Genomic DNA, 17509 nt, shown 5'->3' with positions numbered 1-17509 from the left:
TGACGTTTCTAAATTAACTAAACCATAAAATTCAACTATTCTATTTTTTCTAAATTATTCAAACTTGTTTTTAAGTTTGTCTTTTTTTATACGTTTTGATTGATTTTTGTTTCACACTTCTACCCCAGCGTTGGAAGTGCCTGTTTGGACGGACAGGCACTTTTATTTTGTTTAGATGCTTCGTGATATTATCTATCTTTTCTTTAATTCTTTCCTTCAATCCAAACATAAAGCAGTACAGAAAATTCGTGTCATGAATAATAGCTTGCAGCTGCGTTATGTTCGTTACATATTCTTTAGTATCTGGTGTATGTCTGTTCTCTAATTCCTGATTCATTTCCTTTCTTATAACACCAGCTATATTATGAAACAGAACCTTAGCATATATATCATTTCTTGCAACATCTCCATCACTGCTTATATGTCTCTCAACTTCCTGTGTTGTCTTCATTGTCTTATACGAAACCTCTATATCCCATCTTCTTGAGTAGATTTCCATGATTTCAGCAGTTGTGAAGCTTTCGCTACTAAGATTAGTGAAATATATCAGTTTTTCACAGTGCTCCTTATTCTTATTATCAGTATATCGATACTCTCTTTTAATGACTCTGATTCTAAGGGTTGGATTTTCTTTTCTCAGTTCCTTGGCTTCTGGAGAAAATCGAAATCTTTTAAGCCATTTTTCATCAATTTCAACTTCAATCCATTCATCATCTGATTCCATGCTCGCAACCTGCTTCTTATAGAAGTTTGATTTCCCTCTGATGACATAACTGTATCTTAGGTCTTCCAGGTGAGATATGATTTCAGCAGATCCATAATTTCTGTCAGCCAGATAGATGACTTTTTGATTTTCCAGCACCTCCCTTGTCCTGTAGAGATGTTCAAAGGCTAGAGGCGTCTCAGAATAGGGAGCCTGCTTCAATGAAAAATCTATAAACAGTCCGTTAGTAACATCATATAGTCCTCCTGCCTTTGACTGCACCTTCTTCACATCAAACATATCACGTACATGACTTCCAAGCGCGAACTGAAATTCATTGATATTAAGCAGATTATAAGGAATCTCCATATAGGTACCATCCTCTGCAATGAGAAGATGATCTCGGTATTTTTTAGGAAGTGAAGTTGAATAATAAATAGATGCGAACTGATTAATAAGATATGTGAAGACATTAGGGTTGAGTTTTCTTATGGCTTTATTGAGTGCCTGCTTACTGATTCTCTTTTCGAATCTATCTATTGAAGAATAAAAATGTGTAAGTTCGGCATTAGTGGTAGTTCTGTTTCTGAAAATGAAATAGTAGATAATAGAATAGAAGTTCATGTTTCTGTTGCGAGTGAAATCGCACTTTTTCTTTCTACAGAGATCATTGACCTTGGCAGAATGTATTAGGGTGTTGAAGTCAAAGAAAAGTTCTGATAGTTCAGAAGACTTAACTACATCATTCATCATCATAAACGAGACGTGGCTTCTTTTTAGCGAAAGCAGCCTTTAAATAAGGGACAGCTTCCTCATCTACCTGTCCAAAGTTGATAAGGACACGGTGTTTAGGGACACCGGATTCGTCACGATATGACTCAACAAGTGAGCAGAAGTAGGTATTTTTCTTACCTTTATTATTTTTTACAGCTCTAACAAACATATAATCGCCTTCTTTCTTAACTACATTATACTATGTATATGGCATTATATAAATATATTCAATCTTTTATTCTTAACTACAATGTCATAAATATACACTTATAATAGGAAAAAAAGCAATAAAAAAGAGCCAACTTCTTAAGTTGACTCCATTGAGTCTGTATAACTGACCACTTTCACGTGATTCAGGAATTAAATCGCAGGGTAGATAGAGTGAGAATTCGTGTCCAGAACAGATTCAGAAAGACTATTAACACTCTTAAACCGAAGGAAAATAATAAAACTATCACCCCTGAAGAAATAGTAGAACTCGAAGAAGCATCCAGATACTATTATGTATTAAAAAAATTCAATTGGCTGCTTTTTTCAACCAACAAAAAAATATTAGATGTCAACGTCGATAGAAAATTCAATCGTACGCTGAATAGATATCTCAACTATAGCGAAATACTGGACTTTATGCTGGCCATTGATGATGAACTAGAGGATGCATTCTATCTAAGGAATGATGTTACCTATTTCTATGATTATTGCACTTATGACACTGCAAAGAAACAGCTTGAGAAGATCATCATTGATTTCAGAAGCAGTCCTATTGCAGAGATGAGTCCGTTTGCGAATACTCTTACCAACTGGAAAAGAGAGATCATCAACAGCTTCATAATTGTGGATGACAAGGCAAACAGAAAGATGAACACTGCCATCGTTGAAAACAGAAACAAGTCTATCAAACTAATCAAGCATGCCTCAAACGGCTATCTGAACTGGGAGAGATTTCGCAATCGCATCCTTTATACATTAAATGAGGATACAACCTTCTATTACACAAGTATCAGAAAGGATGGCAAATAATATGAGTAAGGTATTTAAACTTATTATTGATGAGGATAATGAACCAGTAATACTTGAGGAAGATGAAGTTTTAGAGGATATTCTTATTCGTCTGGAGTCTATTTCTCACCGAATTGATGATATTCAGTATTCCCTAATAAAAAATAACGATGAAGCCTCATCGTTAGATTTAGATATTTCTGAAATAGACTTCTAGAGCATAAAAAAGTATGGGGTGAATCTCACCCCATACTACGTGATAATTAAAATTTAGGAAACCCCTAGTTATTTTAAATTACCGCATTTTTGTTTAGAATAAGATGACTAATAACGCAAATATATTGTTTGTCATATGTGTAAGAATAGAAGCGCAGATATTATCTGTACTTTCATAAATATACGCAAAGACGAGTCCTGAGCAAGCATATGGTATCATCTGTACCATTTCAAAGATATTACCTGCAAAGACTGAATTCATAACATGAATAAAGCCAAATAAGAAGGCAGAGACCACATAAGCTAAAAATCTATTATATTTACGTAGACCTGTAAAAATAACGCCTCTAAAGATCAATTCTTCCCCTATTGGTGCTAAGAATCCTGTCACAAAGAACATGATGGCAGGAATACTTTTAGTAAGTGATTCTACCTGCTGCTGATTCACACTTGATGATTGATCCACAAACAGCTTAACTATACTGCTTCCAATCGCATTAGCACAAATATTGAGGAAGAATCCTAGAAAACATCCTGCAACAATAATAGAAAGCTTATTATTCATGAAGTCTTTCCATTGACGTTTGATGAATTTTCTTAAGATAATCACCGCAACAAGTGCAGTAATTAAATCAACCGCAAAGTTCAGCCAGATTGTTGCAGTATTAGTAGCAACTGAAAGGTTAAATGTTAAGATTATCCATTTTACAATCGCTGTTCCGATATAACTATTACAATAGAAGAATAATGGAAGTAAGATGACACATCCTAAAACAAGTTCCTGTCCTGAGAGTCTTCTCGTAAAACGATCAATTCTTTTTCTCATTAGATTCTCCCCTCATCATAGAACTTATAAGCAATTTCTTTATAGAATAGTGCCTGAACAGTAATATAAGCAGGCTGGTACGTATAAGCCGCTACTGCTGCACTTAGAATTGAGCCAAGCAATCCTGCAATACCATTATCACCAAATAAGCCACCAATCATACCACTAATGATGGCACATAGAAGAATCCATCCAATAAATGAAAGATTGATTAATAATAAATCCGCGCAATGACCTTTCATTAATGTGAATGATTCCTTAAGCGCCCCAAAGCCTTTAATACCATATTCCTGATGTAGGTATGTCATCGCAAACATACGTAAATTAACCCAGATCATTACAAATGCGAAGGCAAAGAGCAACACAAACAATAATATCGCACTTAGTGCTGATAAACCTGAAACAACACCCGTAATAGGTGAAACTCTATAAGGATCACTTAATAGCGCAAATAAGCCACCAAAAGAGCCAAGAGAGCATACCACAATAAATGCTACAAAAATAGATATTATAACGAAATTTACAAGTACTTTTGTAAGATAAGTTGGTACGTATTCAATCCAGTTAACTAGACCATAGACACCATCATTATCGGATAATTCTTGTTCACGATCAGTAACAACTTTAAGTCCTGCTACAACATGTCCTTGTTCTACAGTAAGTAATAACGCTGAAATAACCAAATAAATGATATACATCACCCCATTACCCGAATCAAGTAAGCTAGGGAATGCTGAAATAACACCTATGATCAAGCAGATACGTGATAAACTTGCTTTGTTGACGCGTGCAATTTCTCTTGCACGCTGTTTAATCATTGAAATATTCATAATTAATCCTCCTTGATTAACTGTTCTATGAATGAGATGATACGTTCTACATTCTTTCCATCCTGATATTTAAAGAACTTATTCTTAAATGCTTTAATATCATAATGTTTATTAGAATGTATTGCATCTACTAATTCATCTTCATTATAACATAATGGACCAGGCATTTCCTTCTTATAGTCTACAAAACATCCTAAATGACGCATATATTCCTTTAAATCAGGCACATAGAAATACAACGGCTTATCTAGAATAGAATAATCAAAGATAATAGAAGAAAAATCAGAAATAAGCGCATCACTTACAATAAATAAATCATAAGTATTCTCATGATTCATATTAAGTATACGTTCATTTTCTTCAATCGGAATATTATGCATAAGTGGATGATATTTATAAAGTAGAACTGTATCTTCATCTAGCAAAGACATAAGCTTCTTTGAATCAAAATCAACTGCTTTAAATCCTTTATAAATATTTCCTCTAAATGTAGGTGCATAAAGTAATATCTTCTTATTTTTTAATTTTGGATACTTGAGATAAAAGTTCTTTTTTGCTTCTTCTTTATATGTTTCATCAAATAAATGATCGACACGTGGCATACCTGTTACAAGTACGTTGTTTTTATCTACAGAGAAAGCAAGAGAATAAGGTTCTACCCAATAATCACTATTCGCAATAACATAGTCATAGTTATTAATAGGATATTGTCTTTTAATCGCATTTCCAAACTTCTTAATAGCTCCTGTGGCATGCCATACTTCAATGACCTTAACACCTTGTCTCTTATAATGAGAGACAACATAGTTATTGTCATTAATGAGTACGATATGGGATGTATTAATCACAATAATCTGTTTAATGCAGTTAAGGAGATATAAAAAATCATTCCATACTGATTTTTTATCATAATGAATGAGTACTTTCTTAATAGAATAATGAGATGCATCAAGATGATTATAGATATCTAAGAAATCATCTCTTAAAACATTGTCTTCTAATGAAACAAATGCAATTTGATTCTTTTTAATAGGAATAAGTGATACAAAGATGTTCACAAATGAAAGAATGATGTTTAATACAATTTTCTTAAGCCCCATGCTGTTCACCTAATAGTATATCAATGACACGTTTGCTGGCCTGTCCGTCTTCATGATTATTAAAACGTTCATTGAAGCCTATTAAACGGTCATAGTCAAAGTCATGTGTATGAATCTTCTGAAGTAATGTATTTTCATCTGTAATGACTTCTCCAGGAAGATCTTTATAAATATCTAGATAGAATCCTCTTAATTCATCACGATAGTTTTCTAGATCATACATATAGAAATAGATGGGTCTTTTTAATATCGCGTAATCAAAGAAGACACTTGAGTAATCTGTCACTAACGCATCTGCAATTAAGTATAAATCCGCAATATCTTCCTGAGGATCTACATAATAAACGAAGTCTTTCACTTCATCTAAGTTAAAATCATTCACAATCAAATAATGAGGTTTAAATACAACAATATATTCATCCCCTAATACTTCCTGCCATTTCTTGAAGTTAACTTCTAATTTAAATGTATAGCCCTTCATATTAAATGAGTTATCACGCCATGTAGGTGCATAAAGTAAGATCTTTTTATCGTGAGGAAGATGCATTCTATTTTTAATAGTTTCTACATCTTCTTTTGTATAGTTAGATAATATATCATTTCTTGGATAACCTGTTTCAATGAGTCTTTCCTTATTGATTCTAAAAGATGTCTGGAAGACTTCTGTAGTAAAAGCACTTGGAGAAATCATATAGTTGTATTTAGAGACATCATTGTCATAAGTTGCACGCATTTCTTCTATAGACATGCCAGAACGATAGAATGTTGTCCCTTCTGGCACTTCAATATCATGAGCAAGCTTCTTTAAAGGTGTACCATGCCAAGTTTGTAAATAGACCTGGTTATCCTTCTTTAATACATATTTAGGAAGCTTACAGTTAGAAATCCAATACTTGCTTCTTGCAAGATAGAAGAAATAAGGAATACTGAAGTATTCTATAATCTTAGCATTAGGAATAGTGAGATTCTTTTCTTTATGATGCTTGATTGCATAGATACAGCGATATGAGGCATATTCTTTATGATCACTGATATATTGGTGTAATGCCTTAGGATTATCTGTATAGCCACGACCATGGAAAGATATAAATAAGATTGTATGATCATCACATGGTATGAAGCGATAAACAATTCGATATAATAAACGAATCATTTTACCTAGTATTTTCTTAATCAATTTCATGATGATTTCTCCTTTGTTAGGGTCTATTATAGTGAGAATGACTGTCCTAGTCAATCAAACTGATACAAAGAAAAAGCTCCCTGTAAAGGAAAGCTAATTCTTTTCAAATACTGTTTCAACAACTCTCTGCGAAGAATGACCATCTTCCCAGCCACAGAACTTGTCATAGAACTCTACATAACGATCTGCATATTTTTCAGTGATTTCATCCATATGCTTGATTGTGTCAATGACTTCGTCTGTTGTGAATACAAGTGGGCCTGGAAGTTCTTCTTCCATATTGATATAGAAGCCTCTTAATACATCACGATATTTATCTAAGTCATATGTATAGAATAACATTGGACGTTTAAGGTTCGCAAAGTCAAAGAATACACTTGAATAGTCAGTAATAAGAATATCACTCATCAAATAGATTTCAGTAATATCATCATACTTACTTAAATTAAACGCAAAACCATCTAAACCAGTTAAATCAAGTACATCCGCAATATAATAATGTGTTCTTAGGATAATGACATATTCATCACCTAATTCTTTTCTCATCTGTTCAAGATTCAATTTTAACTGGAACTTATAAGCACCATTGCCATAATATTCATCATCTCTCCATGTAGGAGCATAGAGAATAACTTTCTTGTCTAGTGGTATACCAACCTTTTTCTTTAATTCTTTCGCAATTTCTTCTTTATGAGGATCAGAGAGTAAGTCATTTCTAGGATAACCTGTATCTAACATCGTATCTCCTTCATCCTTATACATAAAGCAGCTCTTGAATATTTCACTAGAAAATGCATTAGGTGCAATGAGATAATCCCATTCCTGTTTCTGACGATAGAACTGAGCCTTATATGTAGGAGAAGCTGCAGTCACTTCTTCCTGGTCAAAGGCTAGACGTTTAAGTGGTGTGCCATGCCAAGTTTCTAGGAAGACCTGTCCTTCTCTTTTACGATACCATAATGGCTGTCTTGTATTAAATACGAAGTATTTACATACAGCAAGATAGTAAGCATATTTACGTGTCATACGTTTAACGACTGTTCCACCATATGGGAGTTTTGTCTTCGTGTCATTAAGTACCCAGACAAATTCATATTGTCCAGGGAAGTTCTTAGCCAAATATTCATAAATATATTTAGGTGAATCTGCATAACTTGCCCCACGGAATGTTTCAAACATAATAAGATTTTTCTGAATAGGTTCATTCTTATATTTATGTCTATATAAGTACTTATTCATTTCATTCTTATTCTTAAAGATTTTCTTGGCTTTAACACCAGCTAAGTGAGCTGCAATGATTTTTTGTGCTTTCTTTAAGTCATGATTCATACATGCTTTAGAAAGTCTGCGACGATAAAGAGATTTCTTTAATAGTTCTGGTTCAATGCGAGTTAGAACTTTGGCCATTGTATCAAAACGTGTTGTTCTCCATTTATCATCTTCACTTCTTCTGACCTTTTTAGCAAAGAAACTCGTAAAGTAGTTAGCCATCTTCGCATTAATATAATAATGAATAGATGGATAATCCTTAGAAATCTCTAAGCAATAATTATGCGCTTCAATAAATTCATCAAAACGACCATCAGGATCCTTAATCTGGGATAAAGCAGGACGATTGATTGGGTCATTATGCTTACGTTTAACTAGAAGAGCATCTTCCACAAAAGAAACATCATTTGTATATTTTAATAGTTCAACTACAAATGGTGCATCTGTATACCAGAAGAATTCTTCTTTAAAAGAAATATGATTCTCTTCAATAAGTGAACGTTTAATAAGAAGATTTAAGCATGATACATTTCTTAACGCATGTCTTGTACGAATAAGAAGATCAATCTTAAACTGTTCTGGTTCACTGTCATAAACATGTTCTTCTTGTTTTCTTTCCACTTTTTCAAGACGATCATGATCTTTATCCTTTAAGTTTCTTTCGATATTTGTTTCATCGCTCATTGTTTCATAAACCTTTTTCTTGAACCATGAAACCATTCTTTTACCAGCAACAACTTGATTATTAGATTTTTTTGCTTCTTTCATTAAAGCATTTAGACAGTTAGGCAATACATAGTCATCACTATCTAAGAAATAAACATAATCTCCCTTAGCAAGATTAAGACCCATGTTTCTCTTTTTACCTACTGTTGCTTCACCAGATTCAATAAGAGTAATAGGTAAATCATATTTGTGGATCTTATCCTTTACATCTTCAATAGCATCTACTACTAAAAGGACTTCATAATCAGTCAAATTCTGATTCTTGATGCTTTCTAAACAGTCATATAAATAATGTATATAACGATTAAATGGTATGATAATTGATAATTTCATAACTTTACTTCCTTTCTCTATTTAAAAGGGCAGGTTCCCCTGCCCTTTGTTTATCTAGTCTTAATAGCAGCAAAGAGCTTATCACCTAGTGTACGATGAGAATTAGGAATCACACGCTTTGCGAATTTCTCATCACGTACTTTCCTTTTCTCTTTTGCGGATAAATGATTGTAGTACTCTACATAGTCAGCATAATGATCACATACTTCATCAATATCTCCATATTCACGAAGCATACCACCTTCAATCCACATAGCACTATCACAAAATGATCTTACCTGTCTTAAGTTATGTGAAATAAAGATAATTGTTTTACCTTGTTCTTTTAATTCAGTCATCTTATTCAGACATTTTTCAGCAAAACCTTTATCACCGACACTTAATGCTTCATCGACAATCATGATATCTGGATCAAGACAAAGGTTAATTGAGAAACCAAGTCTTGATTTCATACCTGATGAATATTTCTTTACAGGCTGGTAGAGGAAATCACCAATTTCTGCGAAATTAATAACACCTTCTTTAATCTCTTCAATACGCTTTTTAGAAAGACCTAATAAAGCACCTTTTAGTTCAATATTCTCAAGTCCTGTCAACTGTGCATTTAATCCAGTATTAATAGCAATCAAAGCCTGTGTCCCATTTACAATGATTTCACCTTCATCAGGATCACAGATCCCTGCAAGAATAATGGACATAGTTGATTTACCAGAACCATTTGTTCCTAGAATACCTACAACCTGTCCTTTCTTGATTTCAAAGTTTAAATCCTTGAGGGCATAAAACTTGACATCGCTTTTTTTCTCTTTAGATCTTAGTTCATATATTTTAGAAGCATGACGTGCTTCAATTGCGATATTTGAATCCATAATCCCTCCTAAATAAAGTCTACAAACTTAGATTTGAATTTATACATAATACAGCTTCCAAATATAAATAAGAAAACCGTAATAGCCCAGAAACAGAAAGCAGAATATTTATAATACATAATTCCACGATGATAGAAGAAACAGTCACGATAGCCCTGAACAATATAATAAATAGGGTTAGTTAACATGATTCTCTGCAGAATAGATGGAAGGTTCTTTACATTCCATAGGATTGGAGTCATGTATAATAATAAACGCATAATAGCAAGCACTAACTTTCTTGTATCACGTGCAAGCATATTGAGAACAGATGTTGTCATTGATAAAGAAATAGAGAAGACAACACCACAGAAACAATAATAAATAAGTCCTACCCAATGTAATGATGGATAATATCCAGCAAAACAGAATAGTATTGTCAATATACACATCAAGCAGAAGTGGTCAAATAGTTTAGATAATACCACTGTTGCTGGAAGGACACTGACTGGGAATTTCATTTTAGTAATAATATTTATTTTAGAGAAGATAGCATTACATCCTGCAGTAATACATGGAGAAATAAAGAACCATACAACCATACCTCCAAGCATCCACCAGATATATTCAATACCATCTACTGACTTACGATTTAATACTAATCCAAATACAAACCAATATGTTAATACTTGAATAATTGGATTCGCAAAGTTCCAGAATAAACCTAACTTTGAATCACGCATGTCAGCTAGTACTTCATATTTCGAAATAGAATAAATACGAAATAAGTTCTCGCTGTTTTCTTTGATTACATATTTTACAGCCTCTAACACGTTGGATCCTCCTTAATAATCTATCTTAATATTTATACAGCATTATACTTCAAAAAGCAATATTAGCCTTTTTTATTATACTTTATTTATACGTAAAAAAAAAGGAGGGATATCCCCTCCTAGATGAATTATTTAGTCATCCAGCTTTCATCATGTGGATCAACTTTCCATGCTTTAAGCTTTTCTAATGCTTCTTCTTTAATGTAGTTATGTTCTACAGCAACAGGAAGAAGAGCATCATAGTTAGATAAAGTTACGAAATGACAATCCTTATCTGCGAAGTTCTTGATAGAATCCTTTAAACCATAAGTGAAGATAGCAACTAGTCCTAATACTTCACAGCCAGCTTCTCTTAATGCATCTACTACTTCTAAAGAAGATCCACCAGTAGAAATTAAGTCTTCTACTACTACAACCTTCATACCTTCTCTTACAGCACCTTCAATACGGTTCTGACGTCCATGAGACTTATTTGAACCACGTACATATCCCATTGGTTTATTTAAGATATCAGCCACTAATGCAGCATGTGCAATACCAGCAGTTGAAGTACCCATTAATACTTCACAATCAGGATAGTTTTCCTGTACTAATTCAGCTAAACCTTTTTCGATATCATTTCTTACTTTTGGATAAGATAAAGTTAATCTATTATCACAATAGATTGGTGATTTAATACCTGAAGCCCAAGTAAATGGTTCATCAGGGCTTAAGAATACAGCCTTGATACTTAATAAATCTTTCGCAATTAATTCTTCTCTACTCATTATTATTCTCCTTGAAATTGATTAAATACTTCTTTATAAGCAGCTACTGGATCAGCTGCCTTAGTAATTGTACGTCCTACTACGATATAGCTAGAAGTCATATCTTTAGCCATAGCTGGTGTAGTCACACGCTTCTGGTCATCTTTAGCATCACTTGCAAGTCTGATACCTGGAGTTACTGTTAAGAAATCTGCTCCTACTGCATCATGAATACCTTTAGATTCTAATGGTGAGCATACAACACCATCAAGTCCTGCTTCTTTTGCATTCTTAGCCCATCTGATTGCGACATCCTGAATAGGTTCATGAATACCTAATTCATCATCTAATACTTCCTGACTTAAAGAAGTAAGACATGTAACTGCAATACATAAAGGACGATCCTTGCCCTTTTCTTCTTCTAAACCTTCAATTGCAGCCTGCATCATAGCCTTAGAACCTGATGCATGAACATTAACGATATCAACATCAAGACGTGCTAAATTCTTCATAGCCATCTTTACTGTATGAGGAATATCATGTAATTTCAAGTCTAAGAAGATTGAATGTCCTCTTTCTTTGATAGCCTGAATGATTGCAGGTCCTTCTCCATAGAAGAGTTCCATACCTACCTTCACAAAGAGCGGTTCATCAAATTTATCTAGGAATTCAAGAACATCAGCTTTGTTTTTGAAATCGAGTGCAATAATTACTCTGCTTTTAGTCATAAACTACCCTCCAATTTTTTTATTCTCTATGAAGTATATCATAAAACATATAAACCTGGGAGATTTTTAAAAATATTATTATAAAAACTTAGCAGATGTTTTGGTGAATATATTGTAATAACCATATAAAAATGATATAAATTAAAAATGAAAGAATTTTATAAGGAGTGAATATTTTGAACAAATCTAAATCGATTGTTAAGCAGGCTTCTATCCTTGCACTCGCAGGTATACTTGTTCGTATTATCGGCGTCTTATATAGAAGTCCATTAACCGCTTTAATTGGTGATGAAGGGAATGGGTATTACTCTACAGCATATAACATCTATGCGATGGTATTACTTATTTCTTCTTACAGTATTCCAACAGCTATTTCTAAGCTAATCAGTGAGAAGCTCGCTCTTCGTCAGTATAATAATGCCCGTAAGATTTTTAAATGTGCACTGATCTATATTGTTGTCGTAGGTGGATCTGCTGCCTTGCTTACATTTATCTTAGCCCCTTGGATTGTGACTGAGAATGCAGTATTCGCATTAAGAATTTTATGTCCTACTATTTTCTTATCTGGTTTAGTAGGTGTATTAAGAGGTTATTTCCAGGCTTATTCTACAACTGTTTATACATCAGTCTCACAGATTATTGAACAAATGTTGAATGCTGTTGTTTCTGTTGGTGCTGCTTATTTATTTATTCAGCCATATGCAAATAATCATACATTACTAGCAAGTCGTGGTGCCGGAGGAAGTGCCTTAGGTACTGGATTTGGTGTTCTTGTTGCTCTTATCTATATGGTATGTGTTTACCTTAGAAAAGGCAGACATATGATTAATGAAACAGACGCAGATCCTCGTGTGCAATCAGGCAAAGCCATCTTCCGTTCTATTTTAAATATAGTCACACCAATCATCATTTCTACATGTATCTATAACTTAGTTTCTACTATCGATATGTTTATCTTCTATGGTATTATGCAGGCACGTGGTGTTGCACTGATTGATGTTGTTAAACTTTATGGTGTTTATGCAGGTAAATTTGTTGTGTTGATGAATGTTCCTGTTGCTCTCGCAAGTGCTATGAGTACAGCTACTATTCCAGCTATTTCTAGTTCATATGCATTAAAAGATTTAAAAGAAGTACGTGCAAATATTAAAAATAGTACTTTTATTACTATGCTTATTTTAATTCCTGCTGCTGTAGGCATGGGTGTTCTTGCTTATCCTGTAATGGGATTAATCTTCCCACAGCCTAAAACTTTAAAAATTGCATCTACTGCACTGACTCTAGGTGCTCCTGCGATTGTCCTTTATGGTTTATCTACTTTATCTAACGGTATCTTACAGGCAATTGGAGCAGTTAAAGTCCCTTTAAGAAACGCAGCTAAAGCTTTAGTTGTTCATGTTGTGATTTTAGTATTAATGCTTGTATTAGTACCATCACAATTCCTAGATGTAGGTATTTATTTACTTGTTATTGGAACTATGCTTTATGCTTTACAAATGTGTATAAGTAACCAATATGCTTTAAATAGATTAGTAGGTTATCATGTTAATTTTAAAACAGCTGTCTTATTACCATTAGTTGCTTCTATTTTAATGGGTGCATGTGCCTATGGTTCATATTATCTACTTTTCAAGATATTCCATCGTGTCTTTATTCCACTTATTCTTGCAATAATAGTAGGTGTAGTTGTCTACTTCTTCAGTATTCTATTTATCTTCAAGGATCATTTAGAAATGTTGAGTGGTGTGCCTTATGTAGATAAAATTATTCGTAAACTATTTAAAAACAAAGCTTAAAAAAATCCAGACACCTGTCTGGATTTTCTTATGCCTTCTTTTTATCGATTAAATCACATACATCTTTCATTGTATGAATAGACATTAATTCCTCATCAGAGAATTCAATTCCTAATTCTTCTTCTAAGTCCATAATTAAATCTACAACATCAAGAGAATCAATACCTAAATCTCTTAGGTTAGAATCTAATGTAAGTTCCTGGCCTTTTAATTTACTGCTTAAAGCTTCTTTGATTTTATCGAAATAATTCATGTTGTTCACCTCACAACACTAATTATAACGCAATTTTCCCCACAATTACAATATACTTGTCACATAATCAAAAAATGCATTAATAGCTGCTTCTTGTCGGCGATAATAAGTAGCACGGGAATAATATGTCTTCCACCAATGTTTATGTTCATAGAAATAGTCTTCTAGTATAATATGATAATACTCATCACCTATAATAGATTGAGATTTTTCAATAAATATAATTCGTTTAGTGAGTTCCTGTTTTAATTGTATTCTATGAAGTAAATAGTCTTCTTTAGAGGACGATGAAGTTTGATAGTAATCTTCATAGTTAATTGAAGGATATAAGTTAGCATGGTTTAATGAGTTAAGTATATTTTTATCTTTCTCATATTGTTTAAGTAATAATCTAATGATTCTGATTTTTTCTTTCTTGTTCATAAAAAAAACACCTCCTATAGGTATATACCTTATAAGAAGTGTTTTTTCTCATTAAATGATAAAAGATTGTTTAATATCTTCAATATCTTCTTCAGACATACCGATATGGTATAAATAAGCTTTGGCACTGCCATAATGTTCTCTTAGATAATCTAAGAAGATCATCATATAACGTGGTGAAGATGTAAGGAAGTTTTCTGTATCTTCATCCATCATTTCTTTAAGTGCTTCTATGATTTCATGGTTATTGGCATAAGATTCACTATAGTCCTTAACGATATCATGATCGTAACATCCTGCAAGTTCTAGTAATAATGCCGCAATAATACCTGTACGGTCTTTACCAGCACTACAATGGAATAAAACACCTTCATATAAATGATCCTTAAAGACATCAAAGACAGCTTTGATCTGCTTCTGATGTGCTTCTAACATATAAATATAAACACCGCCAAGATCTTTATATTCTTTTACTTCGCTTGGTACGACCTTAACGACTGCATCATCCATTAAATTGATTTCAATATTTTCTACATCACGATAGTCTTTAAATGGTGATGGCTGGGCTTCTTTTTCAAAATCAGAACGTAAATCAATAGTCACACGCACACCATAATCATAAAGCTTTTTTAGATCTCCTTCAGTCGCATTAGCGGGTGAAGATGCACGGATATAATGATGGCTTTTTGTATAATAGCCTTCCTGTGTTTCATATCCACCTAGATCTCTTGTATTTGTCATCTTATCTAGAGCGATTAAACGCTCTTCACTTGTCATATATTGCATATTTACTCCTCAAAAGGTCTTACTCTTAAAGTAACACCTATTTCATCTGTAATTTTCTGACATGCTTCAATCTTTTCTTCACCAATAATATCAACAACAGTTAATACAACATTTGGTACATAAGCCTTACATTTCTTTGCGAAATCAAGCATATCATCAAAAGAAGAAATACCAAACTTAGAACGTGTCAATTCTAGGAATTCTTCTTTTGTAGGGGCATTTAATGAGATAGAGACTGTATCAAAACGTCCTTTGTATTCTGGAGTAACGTCTCTACCATAAATATCATTAGCTAAACCATTCGTATTAATACGAATCTTCATATCCTTCTTAACAGAACGGATATAATCAATGACTTCTTTGATATCATCCCATCTTTCCATTGGTTCACCAAATCCACAAAAGACGATTTCTTTAAAATCATTGAGATTGTATTTCTTAAACTCTTCAATAATCATTTCTTTAGAAGGTTCTTCTTTTAACCATAAAGAGTTATTTTCCATCATCTCTTTAGTTTGTCTTAAACAGAATGTACATGCACATGGACAACGATTTGTTGTATTCACATAGCATGTCACTCCTTTAGTAGAGCCTAAATGTGAAAGATCAATATAAGTATTTTTATAAAGTGTATATAAAATAGTCATGTTAGAAATCTCCTAATTCACTTAAATATTGTTCAAAGCATAAGCCATAATAAGTTGGTGTGCCTATTTCTTCACTATAGGCGATACATTGAGACGAGAATTCAGTTGCTTTTTTGACACATTCATAAAAAGAATGATTATTTAAATAGCCTCCTGCAATAACACTTGATACGACATCCCCTGTCCCACTACGATCTAGTCCAATACGATCCACAATAATACTTGACGTTTTACCATGATCATAAATGAAATTCATAATATGTGAGGCATCTATTGGTATTCCTGTTACTACAATCATCTGTGGTCCTTTTAAAGAAAGTTCATAACACATTTGTCCTAATTCATCTTTGGAAGGAATGACTTCAGGATAGTCACGATCAAGTAGTGTCACTAGTTCTGTTAGGTTTGGTGTGAGAATATCTGCATAATGAACAAGGTTCTTCATACTCTCTGCCATTTCTTTACTATATGTCGCATATAAATGTCCATGATCTCCCATAACTGGATCTACTAATACAAATGTTTCTTTACGTTTAAAGGATTGAATGAAATCAATAACGATTTCTACCTGCTCCTTTGAACCTAGAAAACCAGTCGCAATGCCATCAAATTCTAGTTTCAAATCCTTATATGTCTGAATATATTCAGGCATATGTTTAGTATAGTCATCAAAGTGATATACAGGAAACTGCGTATGGGTTGATAATATAGCTGTAGGTACTGGTACAGCCTGAATACGCATAGTTGATATAATTGGTGCCATAACCGCAATAGAACATCTTCCAAAGCCTGTTATGTCATTGATTAAAGCCATTCTTTTTTGTCTCATAGTCTTACCTCGTACAAGTATTTTATCATATTGACACTTTTTTTCAATAACGATATAATAGAGATGAGGTGAAGGAAATGGATTTTAATGAAAATAAGTTAATAAATCAAACATATGAGAATGATTGGCTGATAGAAGAGACATACCGACAGAGTGATTTCCATCAATGTCATTTCAACAATATTACAACACAGGATATTGTGTTTGAGAATTGTTATTTCTATCAGACAGTGTTTAATCAATGTGATTTATCGAATATCAAATTTAATAATTGTATGTTTAGACAAGTGCAGTTTAATAATTGCAAGTTATTAGGAAGTGATTTTTCTGAATCTAGCTTTGATCAGGTGATCTTCAATAATTGTTTATGTCATTTTGCAAATTTCTCTTTTATGAGAAATAAGGAGACACTGTTTAATCAATGTGATTTGAGTCAAGCTGTATTTCAAGATACTACGATGAATAAGACAAAATATAAGGAATGCAGAATGATTCAAACATCGTTTATTCATGCACCACTTAAAAACGTAGATTTATCTACATGTCTTATTGAAGCAATTGAAGCAACTCCTCAGGATGTGAGTGGTGCTATCATTGATGAAATGCAAGCATCTGCTTTTATTCACTTATTAAATATCAAAATAAAAGAGGCATAATGAAA

The 17509-nt window shown here is 33.0% G+C and carries 20 protein-coding genes; 4 read left to right on the top strand and 16 right to left on the bottom strand.

Annotated features, from left to right (window positions below; translation table 11 throughout):
• Window positions 1-70: 70 nt before the first annotated feature.
• On the bottom strand, window positions 71-1459 hold the full coding sequence (locus H8909_RS07250; RefSeq protein ID WP_187012344.1) for an IS4 family transposase: 1389 nt from the start codon (window positions 1457-1459) through the stop codon (window positions 71-73).
• Window positions 1446-1646: an IS1634 family transposase N-terminal domain-related protein gene (locus H8909_RS07245; RefSeq protein WP_006504377.1), complete on the bottom strand. Its 201-nt coding sequence runs from the start codon at window positions 1644-1646 to the stop codon at window positions 1446-1448. Before H8909_RS07245 ends, H8909_RS07250 begins: the two co-directional genes overlap by 14 nt.
• Before the next feature lie 161 nt (window positions 1647-1807).
• Here H8909_RS07245 and H8909_RS07240 point away from each other — a divergent pair, with 161 nt between their 5' ends.
• A complete protein-coding gene (locus H8909_RS07240) occupies window positions 1808-2497 on the top strand; it encodes a transposase (protein WP_369409819.1) in 690 nt (229 codons plus the stop codon).
• 1 nt (window position 2498) lies between these two features.
• Window positions 2499-2693, top strand: coding sequence for a hypothetical protein (locus tag H8909_RS07235; RefSeq protein ID WP_187012342.1), 195 nt, complete (start codon window positions 2499-2501; stop codon window positions 2691-2693).
• A gap of 93 nt (window positions 2694-2786) precedes the next feature.
• Here H8909_RS07235 and H8909_RS07230 read toward each other — a convergent pair whose 3' ends face one another.
• The 9 genes from H8909_RS07230 to pyrF form a co-directional block, all read right to left on the bottom strand.
• A complete protein-coding gene (locus H8909_RS07230) occupies window positions 2787-3518 on the bottom strand; it encodes a CPBP family intramembrane glutamic endopeptidase (protein WP_187012341.1) in 732 nt (243 codons plus the stop codon).
• Window positions 3518-4348 carry a DUF975 family protein gene (locus H8909_RS07225; protein ID WP_187012340.1) on the bottom strand — a complete coding sequence of 277 codons (831 nt, stop codon included), beginning with the start codon at window positions 4346-4348 and terminating at the stop codon, window positions 3518-3520. The genes H8909_RS07230 and H8909_RS07225 overlap by 1 nt, the downstream gene beginning before the upstream one ends.
• 2 nt (window positions 4349-4350) lie before the next feature.
• Window positions 4351-5448 (bottom strand): CDP-glycerol glycerophosphotransferase family protein, encoded by a 1098-nt coding sequence (locus tag H8909_RS07220; protein ID WP_187012339.1) that lies wholly within the window; start codon window positions 5446-5448, stop codon window positions 4351-4353.
• Window positions 5438-6631 (bottom strand): CDP-glycerol glycerophosphotransferase family protein, encoded by a 1194-nt coding sequence (locus H8909_RS07215; RefSeq protein ID WP_187012338.1) that lies wholly within the window; start codon window positions 6629-6631, stop codon window positions 5438-5440. Before H8909_RS07215 ends, H8909_RS07220 begins: the two co-directional genes overlap by 11 nt.
• Window positions 6632-6724: 93 nt before the next feature.
• Window positions 6725-8959: a bifunctional glycosyltransferase family 2 protein/CDP-glycerol:glycerophosphate glycerophosphotransferase gene (locus tag H8909_RS07210; RefSeq protein WP_187012337.1), complete on the bottom strand. Its 2235-nt coding sequence runs from the start codon at window positions 8957-8959 to the stop codon at window positions 6725-6727.
• A gap of 50 nt (window positions 8960-9009) precedes the next feature.
• Complete coding sequence (locus H8909_RS07205) at window positions 9010-9828, bottom strand: ABC transporter ATP-binding protein (RefSeq protein ID WP_022424226.1); 819 nt, start codon at window positions 9826-9828, stop codon at window positions 9010-9012.
• 8 nt (window positions 9829-9836) lie between these two features.
• The gene (locus tag H8909_RS07200; RefSeq protein WP_022424225.1) at window positions 9837-10640 is read right to left on the bottom strand and encodes an ABC transporter permease; all 804 of its coding nucleotides are present in this window, start codon (window positions 10638-10640) and stop codon (window positions 9837-9839) included.
• A gap of 128 nt (window positions 10641-10768) precedes the next feature.
• Entirely contained in the window at window positions 10769-11407 is a 639-nt protein-coding gene (gene pyrE / locus H8909_RS07195; protein ID WP_117459560.1) for an orotate phosphoribosyltransferase, read from the bottom strand.
• Between the two features lie 2 nt (window positions 11408-11409).
• Window positions 11410-12114 (bottom strand): orotidine-5'-phosphate decarboxylase, encoded by a 705-nt coding sequence (gene pyrF, locus H8909_RS07190; RefSeq protein WP_117459559.1) that lies wholly within the window; start codon window positions 12112-12114, stop codon window positions 11410-11412.
• A 167-nt stretch (window positions 12115-12281) separates the two neighbouring features.
• Here pyrF and H8909_RS07185 point away from each other — a divergent pair, with 167 nt between their 5' ends.
• Window positions 12282-13910, top strand: a complete 1629-nt coding sequence (locus H8909_RS07185) for a putative polysaccharide biosynthesis protein (protein WP_187012336.1) — start codon at window positions 12282-12284, stop codon at window positions 13908-13910.
• Between the two features lie 28 nt (window positions 13911-13938).
• On the opposite strand, the gene H8909_RS07180 is transcribed toward H8909_RS07185, so the two are convergent.
• From H8909_RS07180 to H8909_RS07160, 5 genes are read right to left on the bottom strand one after another with little or no spacing between them, the layout of a single operon-like run.
• A complete protein-coding gene (locus H8909_RS07180; RefSeq protein ID WP_022424221.1) occupies window positions 13939-14163 on the bottom strand; it encodes an acyl carrier protein in 225 nt (74 codons plus the stop codon).
• Window positions 14164-14208: 45 nt separating this feature from the next.
• A complete protein-coding gene (locus H8909_RS07175) occupies window positions 14209-14586 on the bottom strand; it encodes an MG284/MPN403 family protein (protein WP_187012335.1) in 378 nt (125 codons plus the stop codon).
• Window positions 14587-14637: 51 nt separating this feature from the next.
• Window positions 14638-15372, bottom strand: coding sequence for a tyrosine-protein phosphatase (locus H8909_RS07170; RefSeq protein WP_187012334.1), 735 nt, complete (start codon window positions 15370-15372; stop codon window positions 14638-14640).
• A gap of 2 nt (window positions 15373-15374) precedes the next feature.
• Window positions 15375-16019, bottom strand: coding sequence for a TatD family nuclease-associated radical SAM protein (locus tag H8909_RS07165; protein ID WP_187012333.1), 645 nt, complete (start codon window positions 16017-16019; stop codon window positions 15375-15377).
• A gap of 1 nt (window position 16020) precedes the next feature.
• Window positions 16021-16848 carry a pyridoxamine kinase gene (locus H8909_RS07160; protein WP_187012332.1) on the bottom strand — a complete coding sequence of 276 codons (828 nt, stop codon included), beginning with the start codon at window positions 16846-16848 and terminating at the stop codon, window positions 16021-16023.
• Window positions 16849-16916: 68 nt separating this feature from the next.
• Here H8909_RS07160 and H8909_RS07155 point away from each other — a divergent pair, with 68 nt between their 5' ends.
• A complete protein-coding gene (locus tag H8909_RS07155; RefSeq protein ID WP_439647244.1) occupies window positions 16917-17504 on the top strand; it encodes a pentapeptide repeat-containing protein in 588 nt (195 codons plus the stop codon).
• Window positions 17505-17509 lie beyond the last annotated feature (5 nt).

Origin of the sequence: Catenibacterium faecis (assembly GCF_014306455.1) — a bacterium.
In the GTDB taxonomy this organism is placed as follows: domain Bacteria; phylum Bacillota_I; class Bacilli_A; order Erysipelotrichales; family Coprobacillaceae; genus Catenibacterium; species Catenibacterium mitsuoka_A.
Note: the sequence above shows the minus strand (reverse complement) of the source record. Positions and strands in the feature narration are given on the sequence as shown.

Coding starts and splice junctions, on each gene's coding strand:
- H8909_RS07250 (WP_187012344.1), bottom strand. CDS start 1,459: ATGATGATGAATGATGTAGTTAAGTCTTCTGAACTATCAGAACTTTTC.
- H8909_RS07245 (WP_006504377.1), bottom strand. CDS start 1,646: ATGTTTGTTAGAGCTGTAAAAAATAATAAAGGTAAGAAAAATACCTAC.
- H8909_RS07235 (WP_187012342.1), top strand. CDS start 2,499: ATGAGTAAGGTATTTAAACTTATTATTGATGAGGATAATGAACCAGTA.
- H8909_RS07230 (WP_187012341.1), bottom strand. CDS start 3,518: ATGAGAAAAAGAATTGATCGTTTTACGAGAAGACTCTCAGGACAGGAA.
- H8909_RS07225 (WP_187012340.1), bottom strand. CDS start 4,348: ATGAATATTTCAATGATTAAACAGCGTGCAAGAGAAATTGCACGCGTC.
- H8909_RS07220 (WP_187012339.1), bottom strand. CDS start 5,448: ATGGGGCTTAAGAAAATTGTATTAAACATCATTCTTTCATTTGTGAAC.
- H8909_RS07215 (WP_187012338.1), bottom strand. CDS start 6,631: ATGAAATTGATTAAGAAAATACTAGGTAAAATGATTCGTTTATTATAT.
- H8909_RS07210 (WP_187012337.1), bottom strand. CDS start 8,959: ATGAAATTATCAATTATCATACCATTTAATCGTTATATACATTATTTA.
- H8909_RS07205 (WP_022424226.1), bottom strand. CDS start 9,828: ATGGATTCAAATATCGCAATTGAAGCACGTCATGCTTCTAAAATATAT.
- pyrE (WP_117459560.1), bottom strand. CDS start 11,407: ATGAGTAGAGAAGAATTAATTGCGAAAGATTTATTAAGTATCAAGGCT.
- pyrF (WP_117459559.1), bottom strand. CDS start 12,114: ATGACTAAAAGCAGAGTAATTATTGCACTCGATTTCAAAAACAAAGCT.
- H8909_RS07180 (WP_022424221.1), bottom strand. CDS start 14,163: ATGAATTATTTCGATAAAATCAAAGAAGCTTTAAGCAGTAAATTAAAA.
- H8909_RS07175 (WP_187012335.1), bottom strand. CDS start 14,586: ATGAACAAGAAAGAAAAAATCAGAATCATTAGATTATTACTTAAACAA.
- H8909_RS07170 (WP_187012334.1), bottom strand. CDS start 15,372: ATGCAATATATGACAAGTGAAGAGCGTTTAATCGCTCTAGATAAGATG.
- H8909_RS07165 (WP_187012333.1), bottom strand. CDS start 16,019: ATGACTATTTTATATACACTTTATAAAAATACTTATATTGATCTTTCA.
- H8909_RS07160 (WP_187012332.1), bottom strand. CDS start 16,848: ATGAGACAAAAAAGAATGGCTTTAATCAATGACATAACAGGCTTTGGA.